Annotated in this window: 13 protein-coding genes and 1 pseudogene; 13 read left to right on the forward strand and 1 reads right to left on the reverse strand. The window is 69.1% G+C overall.

Features of this window, described 5'->3' with window-relative positions:
- From JHN45_RS41650 to JHN45_RS41695, 10 genes and pseudogenes are all read left to right on the forward strand, one after another.
- Positions 1-316: pseudogene (locus JHN45_RS41650) on the forward strand (sugar ABC transporter ATP-binding protein); the annotation flags it as partial.
- Between the two features lie 55 nt (positions 317-371).
- A complete protein-coding gene (locus JHN45_RS41655; protein ID WP_200711751.1) occupies positions 372-1,223 on the forward strand; it encodes a sugar phosphate isomerase/epimerase in 852 nt (283 codons plus the stop codon).
- Between the two features lie 89 nt (positions 1,224-1,312).
- Positions 1,313-2,284, forward strand: a complete 972-nt coding sequence (gene iolC, locus JHN45_RS41660; RefSeq protein WP_201054566.1) for a 5-dehydro-2-deoxygluconokinase — start codon at positions 1,313-1,315, stop codon at positions 2,282-2,284.
- Between the two features lie 4 nt (positions 2,285-2,288).
- Positions 2,289-3,161 carry an aldolase gene (locus tag JHN45_RS41665; RefSeq protein ID WP_201054567.1) on the forward strand — a complete coding sequence of 291 codons (873 nt, stop codon included), beginning with the start codon at positions 2,289-2,291 and terminating at the stop codon, positions 3,159-3,161.
- On the forward strand, positions 3,158-4,039 hold the full coding sequence (iolB, locus tag JHN45_RS41670) for a 5-deoxy-glucuronate isomerase (RefSeq protein WP_200711748.1): 882 nt from the start codon (positions 3,158-3,160) through the stop codon (positions 4,037-4,039). Before JHN45_RS41665 ends, iolB begins: the two co-directional genes overlap by 4 nt.
- Positions 4,036-5,913 (forward strand): 3D-(3,5/4)-trihydroxycyclohexane-1,2-dione acylhydrolase (decyclizing), encoded by a 1,878-nt coding sequence (gene iolD / locus JHN45_RS41675; protein WP_200711747.1) that lies wholly within the window; start codon positions 4,036-4,038, stop codon positions 5,911-5,913. The genes iolB and iolD overlap by 4 nt, the downstream gene beginning before the upstream one ends.
- A gap of 12 nt (positions 5,914-5,925) precedes the next feature.
- The gene (locus JHN45_RS41680) at positions 5,926-7,416 is read left to right on the forward strand and encodes a CoA-acylating methylmalonate-semialdehyde dehydrogenase (protein WP_200711746.1); all 1,491 of its coding nucleotides are present in this window, start codon (positions 5,926-5,928) and stop codon (positions 7,414-7,416) included.
- Between the two features lie 23 nt (positions 7,417-7,439).
- The gene (locus JHN45_RS41685) at positions 7,440-8,636 is read left to right on the forward strand and encodes a Gfo/Idh/MocA family protein (protein ID WP_200711745.1); all 1,197 of its coding nucleotides are present in this window, start codon (positions 7,440-7,442) and stop codon (positions 8,634-8,636) included.
- 29 nt (positions 8,637-8,665) lie between these two features.
- A complete protein-coding gene (locus JHN45_RS41690; protein WP_200711744.1) occupies positions 8,666-9,664 on the forward strand; it encodes a sugar phosphate isomerase/epimerase in 999 nt (332 codons plus the stop codon).
- 208 nt (positions 9,665-9,872) lie between these two features.
- Positions 9,873-11,294: a cation:dicarboxylate symporter family transporter gene (locus JHN45_RS41695; protein ID WP_201054568.1), complete on the forward strand. Its 1,422-nt coding sequence runs from the start codon at positions 9,873-9,875 to the stop codon at positions 11,292-11,294.
- A gap of 135 nt (positions 11,295-11,429) precedes the next feature.
- On the opposite strand, the gene JHN45_RS41700 is transcribed toward JHN45_RS41695, so the two are convergent.
- Positions 11,430-12,977 carry an alpha-L-rhamnosidase C-terminal domain-containing protein gene (locus JHN45_RS41700; protein ID WP_201054569.1) on the reverse strand — a complete coding sequence of 516 codons (1,548 nt, stop codon included), beginning with the start codon at positions 12,975-12,977 and terminating at the stop codon, positions 11,430-11,432.
- Here JHN45_RS41700 and JHN45_RS41705 point away from each other — a divergent pair.
- Genes JHN45_RS41705 through JHN45_RS41715 form a run of 3 tightly spaced genes read left to right on the forward strand, consistent with a single transcriptional unit; the run spans position 12,894 to position 15,968 of the window.
- Entirely contained in the window at positions 12,894-14,099 is a 1,206-nt protein-coding gene (locus JHN45_RS41705) for an extracellular solute-binding protein (RefSeq protein WP_201054572.1), read from the forward strand. The genes JHN45_RS41700 and JHN45_RS41705 overlap by 84 nt on opposite strands.
- Before the next feature lie 9 nt (positions 14,100-14,108).
- The gene (locus JHN45_RS41710; protein WP_201054570.1) at positions 14,109-15,008 is read left to right on the forward strand and encodes a carbohydrate ABC transporter permease; all 900 of its coding nucleotides are present in this window, start codon (positions 14,109-14,111) and stop codon (positions 15,006-15,008) included.
- A 9-nt stretch (positions 15,009-15,017) separates the two neighbouring features.
- Positions 15,018-15,968, forward strand: coding sequence for a carbohydrate ABC transporter permease (locus tag JHN45_RS41715; protein WP_201054571.1), 951 nt, complete (start codon positions 15,018-15,020; stop codon positions 15,966-15,968).
- The last annotated feature ends 54 nt before the right edge of the window (positions 15,969-16,022 follow it).

Raw genomic sequence — 16,022 nt, forward strand, 5'->3', positions numbered from 1 at the left:
ACTCGGCGTCAAGCAGTCCGGTGTGGTCCTGAAGTACGTGGCCGCGGCCCGCGAACGCGGTCTCGGGGTCATCTTCATCACCCACAACCCCCACCACGCCTACATGGTCGGCGACCACTTCAGCGTCCTGCGCCTCGGCACCATGGAACTCTCCGCCGAGCGCAGCGACATCACCCTGGAGGAACTGACCAACCACATGGCCGGCGGAACCGAACTCGCCGCGCTCAAGCACGAGTTGTCCCAGGTCCGCGGCGTCGACGTCGAGGAACTCCCCGAGGACGAGGACGCCACGACCTCGGCCGGAACGGCCGACTGACGAGTCCCGCTCCCCTCCCCGCACCCCGTTCTCCTACCCCCGAAGGCATTCCCTCATGAAGATCGCCCTCGACCCGTACATGATCCGCAATGTTCCGCTGCTCGAACTGCCCGGTGTGGTCGCCGAGTTGGGCTACGAGTGGATCGAGCTCTCCCCCCGCGAGGACTTCATCCCGTTCTTCCGGCACCCCCGCGTGGACGACGCCACCGTGCGCAAGTTCCGCAAGGCGCTCGACGCGGCCGGCGTCGGGATCTCCTCCCTGCTGCCGCTGTTCCGCTGGTCCGGCCCGGACGAGGACGCCCGGCAGGCCGCCGTGCGCTACTGGAAGCGGTCGATCCAGATCGCCTCCGAGCTGGGCGTGGACAGCATGATCTCGGAGTTCAACGGCCGCCCCGAGGAAGCGGACCGCAGCGAGGCCCAGTTCTGGAAGTCGATGGACGAACTCCTCCCGCTGTTCGAGCAGGAGGGCATCCAACTCGCCCTGGAACCACACCCCGACGACTTCATCGAGGACGGCCACCAGGCGGTCGACTTCATCCGGGGCATCAACCACCCGAGCGTCAGCTTCCTGTACTGCGCCCCGCACACCTTCCACATCGGGAACGACGCCCCCGGCATCATCCGGCACGCCGGCGAGCTGCTCACCAACGTCCACCTGGCCGACGCGTTCGACCACAACGCGTCCTCCGGCAACCGCTACATCCTCAACCCGCCCGGCACCACCGCCCGGATCCACCAGCATCTCGACATGGGCGAGGGCGAGGTCGACTTCGACGAGTTGTTCCGCGAGCTCCGCGCGAACGGCTTCGACGGCACCCTTACGGCCTGCGTGTTCGCCTGGGAGGAACGGGCCAAGGAGTCGTCCGTCCTGATGCGCGAGAAGATCGCCGGGTATCTCGCCGCCTGACAGCGGCACCCCCTCCGCACGACCACCGCAGGCGGAGAGTCACACCCTCTTTATAAAGCGCTTTAAGACCACGAAAGGAACCCGATCCGATGCCGTTGGAAGTGCTGACCATGGGCCGTGTCGGAGTGGATGTGTATCCGCTCCAGACCGGCGTGGGCCTGGCCGAGGTCACCACGTTCGGCAAGTACCTCGGCGGCAGCCCCACCAACGTCGCCGTCGCCGCCGCCCGGTACGGGCACTCCTCGGCCGTGGTCACCAAGACGGGGCGCGACCCGTTCGGCGACTTCGTCCGTACCGCGCTGACGGGTTACGGCGTCGACACCCGGTTCGTCGGTACGTCGGACATCGCGCCGACGCCGGTGACGTTCTGCGAGATCTTCCCGCCGGACGACTTCCCGCTCTACTTCTACCGGCTGCCGAAGGCTCCCGACCTTGACCTGCGACCGGAGGAGCTGGACCTGGCCGCCGTACGGGACGCCTGGATCTTCTGGGTCACCGGCACGGGGCTGAGCGAGGAGCCGAGCCGCTCGGCCACCCTCGCCGCGCTCGCGCACCGCGCGAAGTCCGGGCCGACGGTGTTCGACCTGGACTGGCGGCCGATGTTCTGGAAGGACGCAGGACGGGCGCGCGCCTACTACGCCGAGGCCCTGCGCCACACGACCGTAGCCGTGGGCAATCTCGACGAGTGCGAGGTCGCCACCGGTGAGCGGGAGCCGTACGCCGCCGCGAAGGCGCTCCTCGCCGCCGGGGTGGAGCTGGCCGTGGTGAAGCAGGGGCCCAAGGGCGTCCTGGCCGTCGACCGCACGGGTTCCGCGGTCGAGATACCGCCGGTCCCGGTCGAGGTCGTCAACGGCCTCGGCGCCGGTGACGCCTTCGGCGGCGCGCTCTGCCACGGCCTGCTGTCCGGCTGGGACACCCGCCGTACGGTCGCCTTCGCCAACGCGGCCGGCGCGATCGTCGCGGGCCGACTCTCCTGCTCCGACGCGATGCCCACCGAGGCCGAGGTCGACACCAAGCTCCGCGAGGCCACCACCTCTCCCACCACCGAACAAAGGGCGTGACGACGTGCTGTCCGACAACGTGAACCGGATCGTGTCCGCCCGGGTGGGCGACCCCGGTGCCGTCGCTGCCGCCGCCGCGCGCCGCGTGAGAGCCACCTCGCCGCTCGGCGAGCACGGCCGGGCGATGATCATCGCGGCCGACCATCCCGCACGCGGCGCCAACGGTGTCGGCGCCGACCCGAACGCCATGGCCGACCGCTTCGAGCTGCTGGACCGGCTGTGCACCGCGCTCGAACGACCGGGCGTCACCGGGGTGTTGGCCACCGCCGACATCCTGGAGGATCTGCTGCTGCTCGGCGTCCTGGACGGCAAGAGCGTCTTCGGCTCGATGAACCGCGCCGGCCTCGCGGGCTCCGCCTTCGAGATCGACGACCGCTTCACCGGGTACGACGCCGAGACGATCGCCGCGATGGGCTTCGACGGCGGGAAGATGCTCACCCGGATCGCCCTCGACGACCCGGCCACACCCTCCGTCCTGGAGAACACCGCCCGTGCCGTCAACGAGCTGAACGACCGTCAACTCATCGCCATGGTCGAGCCGTTCCTCTCCTCCTGGCAGGACGGCAGGATACGCAACGACCTCACGACGGACGCCGTCGTCAAGTCGGTCACCATCGCCTCGGGCCTGGGCCGCCGCACCGCCTACACCTGGCTGAAGCTGCCCGTCGTGGACGGCATGGAGCGTGTGCTGGCCTCCTCCACCCTCCCGGCCCTGCTGCTGGGCGGCGAGGTCAAGGACGCCGAAGCGGCCTTCGCCTCCTGGGGCAAGGCCCTCCGACTCCCCACCGCACAGGGCCTGGTGGTCGGCCGCTCCCTGCTCTACCCGTCCAACGGCGATGTCGCCGGCGCCGTCGACAAGGCGGTGAGCCTGCTGTGAGCGACACGAGCAAGTACCACCTCCCCAAGGGGAGTTCGATCGACGGTCCGTACGACCTCGCGGTCACGCCCGAGTCGGCGGGCTGGGGATACTCCGGCCTCAGGATCCTGACCCTGAGGCCGGGCGAGGCACACGCCCTGTCCACCGGAGACTCCGAGTTCCTGGTCCTGCCGCTGACGGGCTCCTGCGCCGTCACCACGGACGGCACGTCCTTCGAACTCGCCGGCCGGACAGGCGTGTTCGCCTCGGCCACCGACTTCGCGTACCTCCCCCGCGAAGCGGAGGCCCTGATCAGCAGTGCGGACGGTGGGACGTTCGCACTGCCCTCCGCCCGTACCGAGCGGAGCTCACTCTCCGCTCGGTACGGGCCCAAAGAACGCGTGCCCGTCGAGTTCCGCGGCGCCGGAGCGTGCTCCCGCCAGATCAACAACTACTGCCTGCCCGGCACCTTCGACGCCGAACAGCTCCTGGTGTGCGAGGTCCTCACCCCCGGTGGCAACTGGTCCTCCTACCCACCCCACAAGCACGACGAGGCCCGCCCCGGCGCCGAGTCCGAGCTGGAGGAGATCTACTACTTCGAGGTCGCGGGCGACGGTGACGGCTTCGGGTACCAGCGGGTCTACGGCACCCCCGAGCGGCCCATCGACGTACTCGCCGAAATCCGCTCCGGCGACGCCGTGCTGATCCCGCACGGCTGGCACGGGCCCTCGATCGCGGCGCCCGGCTACGACCTCTACTACCTCAACGTCATGGCCGGCCCGGGCCAGGACCGCGCCTGGCTGATCTGCGACGACCCCGCCCACGGATGGGTGCGGGAGACCTGGGAGTCCCAGGACGTCGACGACCGCCTGCCCTTCGAAGGACTCACGCAGCGATGACCACCGTACGACTCACCACCGCCCAGGCCCTGGTCCGCTTCCTCGCCAACCAGTACAGCGAGCGCGACGGCCAGGAGCAGCGGCTGATCCCCGGGGTCTGGGGCATCTTCGGGCACGGCAACGTGGCCGGGATCGGCCAGGCGCTGCTGCAGGCGTCCGTGACCCAAGAGGCCGACCTGCCGTACTACTTGGCCCGCAACGAGCAGGGCATGGTCCACGCGTCGGTGGCCTACGCGAAGATGCGCGACCGGCTGGCCACCTTCGCCTGCACGGCGTCGACGGGTCCCGGCTCGACGAACATGATCACGGGCGCGGCGCTCGCCACGACGAACCGCATCCCGGTCCTGCTGCTGCCCAGCGACATGTTCGCCACCCGCGCCGCCGACCCGGTGCTGCAGCAGCTGGAGGACACCCGGGGCGGGGACGTCACCGTCAACGACGCCTTCCGTGCCGTGTCGAAGTACTTCGACCGGATCTCGCGGCCCGAGCAGCTGATCCCCGCCGCGCTCGCGGCCATGCGGGTGCTGACCGACCCGGTCGAGACCGGCGCCGTGACCCTCGCCCTGCCGCAGGACGTGCAGGCCGAGGCGTACGACTGGCCGGTCGCGTTCTTCCGGCGCCGGGTCTGGCATGTGGGCCGCCCGGTGCCGGAGCCCGCCGCCGTCGAGCGGGCCGCACGCCTGCTGCGCAACGCGCGCAAGCCGCTGATCGTCGCGGGCGGCGGGGCCGTGTACTCCGGCGCCGAGAGCCGACTGCGGGCCTTCGCCGAGGCCACCGGCATCCCGGTCGCCGACACCCACGCCGGCAAGGGCGCAGTCCCCTGGGACCACCCCTGCGCGGTCGGCGGGATCGGTTCGACCGGCTCGTACGCGGCCGACGAACTGGCGAAGGAGGCCGATGTCGTCCTCGGCATCGGCACCCGCTACAGCGACTTCACCACCGCGAGCCACACCGTCTTCGCCAACCCGGACGTCGCCTTCGTCAACCTCAACGTCGCCCGCCTGGACGCGGTCAAGCACTCCGCCGAGCCGCTGGTGGCCGATGCCCGGCTCGGCATCGAGGCCCTTTCGGAAGCGCTGAACGGCTGGCAGGTCTCCTCGGAGTACCGCGCGCTGACCGGTCAACTCATCGCCCGTACAAGGGAGATCGAGGACGGCTGCTTCACGGTGGGCCACGGCCCGCTGCCCGCGCAGACGGAGATCCTCGGCGCGCTCAACGACGTCCTCGGCGACCGTGACGTGGTCATCAACGCGGCCGGTTCCATGCCGGGCGATCTCCAACAGCTGTGGCGGGCAAGGGATCCGAAGGCCTACCACGTCGAGTACGCGTACTCCTGCATGGGCTACGAGATCGCCGCCGGCGTCGGCGCCAAGATGGCCGATCCCTCCCGCGAGGTCGTCGTACTGGTCGGCGACGGCTCGTATCTGATGATGGCTCAGGAGATCGTGACCATGGTCTCGGAGGGTCTGAAGGTCATCGTCGTCCTCGTCCAGAACCACGGGTTCGCCTCGATCGGCGCTCTGTCGGAGGCGCTCGGCTCACAGCGGTTCGGCACCAAGTACCGCTATCGCGACGGCACTTCGGGCCAGCTCGACGGAGAGGTCCTCCCGGTCGACCTCGCCGCGAACGCCTCCTCGCTCGGCGCGGACGTCCTGCACGCCACTTCCGTCGACGAGTTCCGTACGGCGATGGAGAAGGCGAAGGCCGCCGCCCGCACCACGGTCGTCCATGTCGAGACCGACCTGTACGGGCCCAACCCGCCCGCACACGGGTGGTGGGACGTGCCCGTCAGCCAGACCTCCGCCCTCGACTCCACCCGCGGCGCGTACGAGACGTACGCAGCCAACAAGCTCGCCCAGCGCCACTACCTGTAAGGACACCTTGCCGTGAATACCATTCAGCACTGGATCGACGGTACGGCCGTGTCCGGCACGGACACCGCCGCGGTGTTCGACCCGGCCACCGGCCAGGAGCAGGCCCGGGTCGCCCTGGGCGGGCCCGATGTCGTCGACGCCGCCGTCAGCGCCGCCGAGCGGGCCTTCGAGTCCTGGTCGGAGTCGTCGCTCACGCAGCGCACCCAAGTGATGTTCGCCTTCCGCCAGTTGCTCGTCGACCATGAGGAGGAGCTGGGGCGGATCATCTCCGCGGAGCACGGCAAGACCGTGGCCGACGCACGGGGCGAGATCACCCGAGGCCGGGAGGTCGTGGAGTTCGCGTGCGGTCTCGGCGATGTCCTGAAGGGGTCGTTCTCCGACCAGGTCTCCCGTGGCATCGACGTCCACAACTTCCGTCAGCCGATCGGCGTCGTCGCGGGCATCACCCCCTTCAACTTCCCTGCCATGGTGCCTCTTTGGATGCACCCGATCGCCATCGCGACCGGCAACACCTTCATCCTCAAGCCCAGCGAGCGGGATCCGTCGGCCGCGAACTTCGTCGCCGAGCTGTACCGCCGTGCCGGGCTCCCCGACGGCGTCTTCAACGTCGTGCACGGAGGCAAGGACGCCGTCGACGCGATCCTCGCCCACCCCGGCATCGCGGCCGTCTCCTTCGTCGGATCGACCCCGATCGCCAAGTACGTGCACGAGCGGGCCACTTCGCACGGCAAGCGCGTCCAGGCGCTCGGCGGCGCCAAGAACCACGCCGTCGTCCTCCCCGACGCCGACCTGGAGTTCGCCGCCAACCACATCACCGCCGGCGCCTACGGCTCGGCCGGCGAGCGCTGCATGGCCGTCTCCGTCGCCGTGGCCGTCGGCGACGCGGCGGACGGCCTGGTGGAGGTGCTGTCCCGCAAGGCCCGTGAGGTGAAGGTCGGCCCCGGTCACGACGCAGATGTGGAGATGGGGCCGCTGATCACCAAGGTCGCCCAGGAGCGGGTCGAGAACGCCGTCGCCACCGCCGCCGAACAGGGCGCCACCGTCGTCGTCGACGGCCGTGGACTGAAGATCGAGGGCCACGAGGACGGCTTCTTCACCGGCCCCTCCCTCCTCGACCACGTCACCACCGAGATGGACGCCTACCGCGACGAGCTCTTCGGCCCCGTCCTCGCGATCGTCCGCGTCGACACCCTCGACGACGCCATCGCCGTCATCAACGCCAACCCGTACGGCAACGGCACCGCCCTGTTCACCGCCTCCGGCGAGGCCGCGCGGCGATTCCAGCGCAACGTCAAGGTCGGGATGATCGGCGTCAACGTGCCGGTGCCCGTGCCCATGTCGTACTACTCCTTCGGCGGCTGGAAGGACTCCCTCATCGGAGACTCCCCCATCCACGGCCCCGAGGGCATCCGCTTCTACACCCGGCCCAAGGTCGTCACCACCCGCTGGCCGCAGCCCGCCCAGCAGGTCACGGCCGGCTTCAACTTCCCCACCTCCAGCTGACCTCTCTTCTCAAGGGACACCTCATGACCTCCTCCGCCAAGCCCTTGTCCGTCGCGGTGATCGGAGCCGGTATGGCCGGCCGCAGTCACGCCGCCGGATACCGCAACGTCAACACCGTGTTCGGGCCGGGCCTGCCCCCGGTCCGGCTGGCCGCGATAGCCGATGCCAACACCGCGCTCGCCGAGGACGCCGCCCGCCGCTACGGCTTCGAGAAGGCGCTGCCGAGCTGGGAGGCCGTCGCCGAGGACCCGACGATCGACGCCGTCAGCATCGTCGTGGGCAACGCGCTGCACCGGCCGATCGCCGAGGCGCTGGTCGCCGCCGGGAAGCACGTGCTGTGCGAGAAGCCCCTCGCCGGCTCGCTCGAAGACGCGCGTGCGATGGCCGAGTTGGAGCGAACGGCCGATGTCGTCACCGCCGTCGGCTACACCTTCCGCCGCTCCCCCGGCATCGCCGCGATCCGCGACCATGTGCGGCGCGGCGAGCTGGGTGACCTCACCCTGTTCAGCGGTCGCTACTGGTGCGACTACGCCACCGACCCCAAGGGGCCGCTGAGTTGGCGTTTCAAGGGAGGTGCCGGTTCCGGCGCGCTCGGTGACGTCGGCTCGCACATCATCGACGCCGCCGAGTACGTCGCCGGACCCATCACCTCCGTCTCCGGTGCCACGCTCTCCACGCAGATCCCCAAGCGTCCGCTGCCGCTGGGCGCGGTCGTCGGGCACAACTCGGCCCCCGTCTCGGACGAGTTCGGCGAGGTGGAGAACGAGGACACCGCGTCCTTCACCGCCCGCTTCGAGTCCGGGCTCGTCGGCACCTTCTCCGTCACCCGTACCGGTTTCGGGCTGCCCAACGGACTCGCGTTCGACGTCCTCGGGGTCGGCGGGCGGGCCGCGTTCGACCAGCACCGGCCGGCCGAGTACCTCTTCGACGACGCCCAGCCCGACGCGCGTACCCGGGGTGCCCGGCAGATCATCGCCGGACCCCAAATGCCCTATTTCGCGGGCGGGGTGCCCATGGAGGCACCGGGCGTCGGGGCCAGCAACGCCGACAACTTCACCTACCAGGCACGGGCGTTCCTCGACCAGGTCGCGGGCGTCGCCGAACCACTGCCCTCCTGCGCCACGTTCGCCGAGGGACTGCGGACCATCGAGATCATCCGCGCCATCGTCGAGTCCGCACAGTCCCACGGCGCGGCCGTCCAGGTCCCGCCCGCCGTCTGACCATCCCCACGTATACAAGGAGCACCCGCATGTCCCTCAAGCTCGGCGCCTACACCGCCTGTCTGCACGACCGCCCGCTGGCCGAGGCCCTCGACATCCTCAAGGAGAACGGCCTGGACTCCGTCGAGGTCAACACCGGCGGGTTCATCCCCTCCCCGCACTGCCCCGTCGATCTGCTGCTGTCCTCGGCGACCGCACGCGAGGAGTACCTCGCGACCTTCGCGGACCGCGGGATGGAGCTGACCGGCCTCAACTGCAACGGCAATCCCCTCAACCCGCTCCCCGGAGTCGGCCCGAAGCACGCCGACGACCTGCGCCGTACGATCCGCCTCGCGGGGCTGCTCGGTGTGCGGCACGTGGTCACCATGTCCGGCACACCGGGCTCCGACCCGGACGCCAAGTACCCGTCCTGGGTGGTGAATCCGTGGGACGGCGTCTACATGGACGTCCTGGACTACCAGTGGGGCGTGGCGGTCGAGTTCTGGAAGGAGATCGACGCGCTGGCCCGGGAGAACGACGTCCGGGTCGCCATCGAGATGCACCCCCACAATCTCGTCTTCTCCCCCGTCACCCTCAAGCGCCTCGTCGACGAGGGCTCACTGACCAACGTCGGTGCGGAGATGGACCCTTCGCACCTGATGTGGCAGGGCATGGACATCATCGCCTCCATCAAGTGGCTCGGCCCGCTGGTCTTCCACGCCGCCGCCAAGGACGCGACGCTCTGCCCCGGCGCCGACATCCGCGGCGTACTGGACACCTCCTTCACCCGCGTACCCGCCGACGCACCCGACAAGGTGCCCACCGGCTACGGCTTCTGGTGCAACTCCTGGCCCCAGAACCCCGCCTGGAAGTTCGTCGCCGTCGGCATCGGCAACGACGTCCCCTTCTGGACCGAGTTCCTGCGCGCCCTCGCCGAGATCGACCCCGACATGGCCGTCAACATCGAGCACGAGGACGCCGCCTACTCCCAGACCGAGGGACTCGCCCTCGCCGCGAAGAACCTGCACGCCGCAGCGGCGGCCGTGTAGGGCCAACTCCCGCACCAGACACAGCAGTACGGGTCCACACCCAGTCAGCCGGGCGTGGACCCGTACTGCTTCTTCCAGCTTGGACGAACATCCAATATTTCGGCGGTGAAGGTTCATGGGCTTCTGCGAAGACGCCACTTGAACCATAGTTGCCCTCGATCAGCGGAATATGAATTCCGTATGGCGGAATCAGTATCGGAGGTAGCTCGTGCCGCTGTCCGCACCGTCCCTGCCACGCCGCACCGCGCGTCTGCTGCGCACGTCACTGTTCGCGCAGGTCGCCTGCGCGTTGCTGCTCGGCCTCGTCGTGGGCCGGCTCTGGCCCCACCTCGGGACCGCCGTCCAGCCGCTGGGCGACGGCTTCGTACGGCTCATCAAGGCCGTCATCGCGCCGCTGGTGTTCTGTGTGGTGGTCACCGGCATAGCAAAGGCCGGGAATCTACGTGCCTTCGGCCGTATCGGCGTCAAGGCGCTGATCTGGTTCGAGGTGGCGACCACGTTCGCCCTGCTGCTCGGACTCATCGCGGCCAACCTCGTCCAGCCCGGCGCGGGCATGCACATCGACCCGGCCACCCTCGACTCGAACGCGGTCGACGCGAAGACCGGCGGCGCGGCGCTGCCGTCGACCAGCGATTTCCTGCTGCACGCCCTGCCCGACAGCGCGGTCGGTGCCTTCGCCGAGAACTCGCTCCTCCAAGTCCTGGTCCTGGCCTGCCTGGTGGGTGCGGCCCTGCTCCACCTGGGGCACACGAAGGTCCCCGCGATCCTGCCGGCCGTCAACCAGGTGCAGGAGATCGTCTTCGCGATCGTCGGCTTCGTCATGAAACTCGCGCCCCTCGCGGTCTTCGGCGCCACCGCACACCTCGTCGGCCAGTACGGCCTGGGCGTCATGTCGACGTACGGCAAGCTCATCGGCGTCAGCTACGGCGTGGCCGCGCTGTTCCTCCTGCTGCTCGCGGTCGCGCTGAAGGCGTTCACCGGGCTGAGCCTGTGGAAGTTCGTCCGCTACACCCGCGAGGAGATGCTCCTCGCCCTCGGCACCGCTTCCAGCGAGACCGTGATGCCCCGGATGATGCAGAAGCTGCGCCACGCCGGCTGCCGCGACGACGCCGTGGGTCTGGTCCTGCCCACCGGCTACTCCTTCAACCTGGACGGCGCCTCCATCTACCTCTCCGTCGCGACCCTCTTCATCGCGCAGGCGGTGGGCGTCGACCTCACCCTGGGCCAGCAGGTGACCGTCGTACTGATGCTCATGCTCACCAGCAAGGGCATGGCGGGCGTGCCGGGTTCGGCGTTCCTCGCGCTGTCCGCGACCGCCTCCGCGCTCGGCGTCATCCCCGCCGGCGCCGTCGCCCTCCTCCTGGGCGTCGACCGCATCATGGACTCGATGCGGGTGGCCACCAACCTCCTCGGCAACTGCGTCGCCGCGTTCGCCGTCTCCCGCTGGGAGGGCGCGCTGGACATCACCCGGGCCAAGCGGGCACTGGACGGGGAGTCCGCCTTCGTAGCCGACCCGGACGAGCGGGATGACGCGCACGACGCCGTCGCGCCGACCGAGAATCCCCAACGGCCCGCAGCCGCCCAGCCCGCAGAGCCGGAGGTGGGTCCAGTCCCGCGGACGTCGAAGTAGACGCAGAACGCGCCGTCGTACTGATCCGGAGCCGGCAGTCCGATCCTTTGCAGGCTGTGCATGACAAGTACACGTCGGTCGACGGACCCAGTACGACGGGAGTCGCGGACCGCGAGCACCCGACGCCTGTGGAACTCAGCCCAATCGGCCGAGGAAGTGGTGGGAACCTTGGGTCACCAGGAAGATGCTGTACTTCACCCCGCCGAACTCCCGGTCCCCCACGAGTGCTTCCCCTTTCGAACGGGCCACCGGTTCACCGGTTCTCGGGCACCACACCTCCGCGACCGTGTTCGCGGGGACCGTCACCGTGAGGTCGATCTGTCCATCGTCACCACGCCGCCACCGCGAACTAACTGTGCCGCGTGGTGTGCGCAGTCGGGCCCCGACGTAACCGAGTGACCCGGTCGTGCCCGGATCGTCGGGAGAAGTGGGCACAGCCTTTAGATAGTCGTCCCCGAGCGGGACGCGTGGCCTCACGCGAACGGTCGCATAACCGGGGGACGTTGGGGTGATCCCCGCCAACTCCTGGTAGAACCATGTGGCGACGCTGCTCCGGTAGTGGTGGTTCAGGGACCCGCCTCCCCACGCCTCCCACAGCGAGGTCGCACCACGGGCGATCTGATCGGCGAAACCCGGCGCGTCCCGCACGGTGACGGCACGCATCAGCAGGTCGGTGTGGCCGAACTCCTCCAGGACGTTGAACAGGTAGCGCGCCCCGTAGACACCCGACTGGAAGTGATGGCCGGCGTCCCTGATCGAGGCGGCGGCATCCGCCACCGAGCGACGGTTCTCCGCCAGTGTCCTGCCCCCGGGCAGACACCTGGGATCGCCGTTCGGCAGGTCCGTGCCCGGTACCAGGTCGAACTCAAGGGCCAGGATGTTCTCGCTCTCGACCTCCCCTCCGATGAACCGCCGGGCCTCCGAGTCCCAGTAGCGGCGGAGGAACACCCGGCGCAGCTCGGCGGAAAGCCGCTGGTAGGCGTCCGCGTCGGGTTCGCCGAGCATGGTGCACACGCGGTGCATGTGGTCGGCGAAGTGGATGTAGAACTGCAGGCTGATCACGGCGTTGGACCCGGTGTCGCCCGCCGCCGAGTACTCGCCCAGGGACGCCTCGAAGACGTAGTCGTTCTCGGGCCGGAACAGTGTCGCGTAGTAGTCGAGCAGGCGGCGCTGTACCGGGAGGAGTTCGGTGAGGAGGGACGGGTCGCCGGCGTAGAGGTACAGCTCCCAGGGGATGACGAAGAGCGCCGCGTCCCACGCGGGGACCGCCGCCCAGCAGGCATCCCAACCGGGAGTGCCGTTGTAGCCGTATCCGCCCCGGACGGCGGGGAGGATCATCGGCAGCTGTCCGCTGTCGGCCATGGCGTCGGGAAAGTCGCGCAGGTACTTGGTGAACAGCGGTGCCGTCCCCCAGGTCAGCAGCTGTGACTCGGAACTGGCCATGGCATCGCCGGACCAGCCGTTCTTCTCCCGGGAGGGCGTGTCCGTGGGCTTGTGGATCAGGTTGTTCTGTTCGGCCCACTCAAGGTCGCGCTCGCCGGATGTGCCAGCGTGGATCCCACTCCCGCCGGCAGCGGGACAGCCGGGAAGTTCTCCCCCGTGCCCCAGAAGGCAGGCAGCGAGATCACGGTGTGGGCGGACGCCACCCGCGTACCGGGCGTGCAGGCGTACCAGAAGGCGCATCCGGACGTGAAGCTGAAGATCGTCACGTACAGCGGCGACGCCAATGGCGCCAACGACCTTCAGACCAAGGTGCAGTTGTTCGACCGGAGCGGCGGCGGCTGGCCCGATGTCGCCTTCACCGCGAACGTCAACGACGGCAGCTGGGCCTCCCAGGGCAAGTCCCCCTATGCCGCCCCCGTCGACCAGGGCATCATCCCGAAGAGCACGCTCGGCGGCTTCGCCGACGGCGCCCTCGACCCCTGCGTCTTCAACGGCAAGACCTACTGCGTCCGCAACGACCTGGCCCAGAACGTCCTCTGGTACGACAAGAAACTGATGGACTCCTTCGGGTACACCGTCCCGACCACCTGGGAGCAGTACGAGGCCCTCGGGACGAAGGTCGCCAAGGAGCACCCGGGCTATCTCCTCGGCACCGCCGGTGACTCGTACGCCCCGGAGATCTACTTCTGGGCCGGCCAGTGTCCCGCGAGCACGGTCACCGGCGGCAAGAAGGTCACGGTGAACCTCGAAGACCCCAAGTGCATACGGATGGCCAAGCTGCTCGACGGCCTCATCGCCAAGGGCGCGGTCTCCAAGGACACCGTCTTCATCAAGAACAAGGCCGCCAAGGTGCTCATGCTCCCGGGCCCCTCCTGGTACGGCCAGGTGCTGTTCAACTCGACCTTCAAGACCCCCAAGGGCCGGATCGCGGCAGCCGCCCCGCTCAAGTTCGCCGACGACACCACGAACTACACCGGCAACGTCGGCGGCGGCCTGTGGTTCGTCTCCTCCCACAGCAAGAACCTCAAGGCCGCCTCCGACCTGGTGACCTGGATGACGACGTCCAACGACTACCAGGCCACCGCCGGCACCTATCCCGCCTACAAGACGGCCGCGACAGCGTGGCTGGCCAACCAGACCAGGACCGGCTACTTCGCCGACGACATCGGACCCGTGTTCCAACAGGCCGCCGAGCGGGTGTGGCCCGGCTGGTCCGCCACCCAGTACAGCCAGGAGGCGATCTACGCCTCGACCGTCGTCCCCGCTCTCAACTCGGGGAAGACGCTGACCGACACGCTGGGCACCTGGCAGACGGCCATCGCCGACAAGGCCAGGTCCCTCGGCTACACCGTGGAGCGGTGAGGCGTCCCCATGACCGCCACCTCCGCCGTACGACCGAAGGGCAGCGTCCGCAACCCGTTGGGCCGTGCCGGACACCTCTTCGTCTCCGGCTACTTCGTCCTGCTGGTCGCCTTCGGAGTCCTGCCCACCGGCTATGCCCTCTGGCTGGCGCTGTCCAACTCCCGTGGCCAGTACGTCGGGTTCGGCAACTTCACCCGCACCTTCTCCGACTACCGCTTCGGACCGGCCTTCGCCCACATCGGCCTGTACCTGCTGGTCTGGCTGGCGGTGCTGATGGTCCTGGTCGTGCTGCTCGCGTTGATGCTGCACGGCCGGATGCGCCGGACCGCTTCCACGCTGCGGTTCCTCTTCTATCTGCCGGGAGCGCTCGCCGGGGTGGCGAGCGTGCTGCTCTGGCTCATCCTGCTCGACCCGGCCTCCAGTCCGGTCGGGTGGCTGCTGGACGCCTTCGGCTGGCACACCCTCGCCCAGGTCATCGCCCCCGGCCATCTGCCGGTGCTGTTCACCGTGATCGCCTTCTGGACCGGGGCGGGCGGCTGGATCGTGATCATGTACGGGGCGCTCAACAACATCCCGGACGAGATCCTGGAGGCCGCCCGGATCGACGGTGCGAGCACCCTGCAGATCGCGCTCCGCGTCCAGATCCCGATGATCACCAAGTGGATCGCCTACATGCTGATCCTCGCCTTCGCGGCGGGCACCCAGCTGTTCGTCGAACCCCAACTGGTCGCCACCGCGAGCTGGGGCATGATCCCCGACAGCTGGTCACCGAACCAACTCTCGTACCAATACGCCTTCCAGGCAGGCGACTTCAACGGCGCGGCGGCGCTCTCCGTCGACCTGCTCCTCCTCGGGCTCGGCTGCGCGGCACTCGTCGTCTTCCGGGCCGGGCTGTTCGGCCGGGACTGAAAGGCCGTCATGACGCTCACCTCCTCCATCCGGACCCGGCGCACGGCTGCCGAGACCCACCGCCGCCCTCCCACGCCGTCTCGACGGATCCGCCCGACGAGTCTGGCCGCCCGCACGGCATGGATCGTCGTCCTGGGCTGCTTCCTGCTGTTCTTCGTGCTGCCGGTGGTCTGGCTGCTGCTCGCCCCGACGAAGAGCGACGGCCAGATCCTGCGCGACGCGCCGTTCTCCTTCGGCTCCCTGACGGGTCTGGCCGACACCTGGCGTCATCTGTACGGCTTCCAGGACGGGGCCGTCCTCGACTGGCTGGGGAACTCGGCTCTCTACACCTTCGGCGCGCTGGCCATCACCCTCGTCATCGGCATCCCCGCGGGGTACGCCCTCGCGCTCACCCGGTTCGTCGGCCGCCGGCTGCTGCTGACCATCACGCTGCTGGTGATGCTGATGCCCTCGGCCGCGCTGGTCCTGCCGCTGTACCTGGAGATGAACGCGGTCCACCTGGACGGCACGGTCTGGTCGGTGATCCTGCCCTTCTCGTTCTTCCCGTTCGGTGTGTACCTCACCTACATCTACTTCTCCTCCAACATCCCGGCGGATCTGCTGGCCGCCGCGCGCATCGACGGCTGCTCGGAGTGGCAGGTGTTCCGGCTCGTCGCGATGCCGCTGGCGAAACCGGTCATCGCGCTCGTCGGCTCCTTCAACTTCGTCGGCAACTGGAACAACTTCTTCCTGCCGTTCGTCATGCTGCCGGACAGCTCGCAGTACCCGGCTCAGGTGGGGCTGAACACCCTGCTCACCTCGTCATCGGCGTTCAACACCTCCGCCGGCCTCGGCAACCAGATCATGCGCCCCGAACTCGCCCTGGCCGCCCTCGTCACCGTCCTGCCCGTGCTCCTGGTGTTCCTCTTCTCCCAACGGGCCCTGGTGTCGGGCATGTTGGCCGGCGCGACCAAGGAGTGAGGGGGCGCTCCGGGGTTTCGGGTCGCCTGCTTCGCGGGGGGGTGCCTCTATGTC

The organism is Streptomyces sp. MBT53, assembly GCF_016654115.1.
Classification (GTDB): Bacteria; Actinomycetota; Actinomycetes; order Streptomycetales; family Streptomycetaceae; genus Streptomyces.

Coding starts and splice junctions, on each gene's coding strand:
- iolD (WP_200711747.1), top strand. CDS start 4,036: ATGACCACCGTACGACTCACCACCGCCCAGGCCCTGGTCCGCTTCCTC.
- JHN45_RS41700 (WP_201054569.1), bottom strand. CDS start 12,977: ATGCGCCTTCTGGTACGCCTGCACGCCCGGTACGCGGGTGGCGTCCGC.
- JHN45_RS41655 (WP_200711751.1), top strand. CDS start 372: ATGAAGATCGCCCTCGACCCGTACATGATCCGCAATGTTCCGCTGCTC.
- JHN45_RS41685 (WP_200711745.1), top strand. CDS start 7,440: ATGACCTCCTCCGCCAAGCCCTTGTCCGTCGCGGTGATCGGAGCCGGT.
- JHN45_RS41690 (WP_200711744.1), top strand. CDS start 8,666: ATGTCCCTCAAGCTCGGCGCCTACACCGCCTGTCTGCACGACCGCCCG.
- iolC (WP_201054566.1), top strand. CDS start 1,313: ATGCCGTTGGAAGTGCTGACCATGGGCCGTGTCGGAGTGGATGTGTAT.
- JHN45_RS41710 (WP_201054570.1), top strand. CDS start 14,109: ATGACCGCCACCTCCGCCGTACGACCGAAGGGCAGCGTCCGCAACCCG.
- JHN45_RS41715 (WP_201054571.1), top strand. CDS start 15,018: ATGACGCTCACCTCCTCCATCCGGACCCGGCGCACGGCTGCCGAGACC.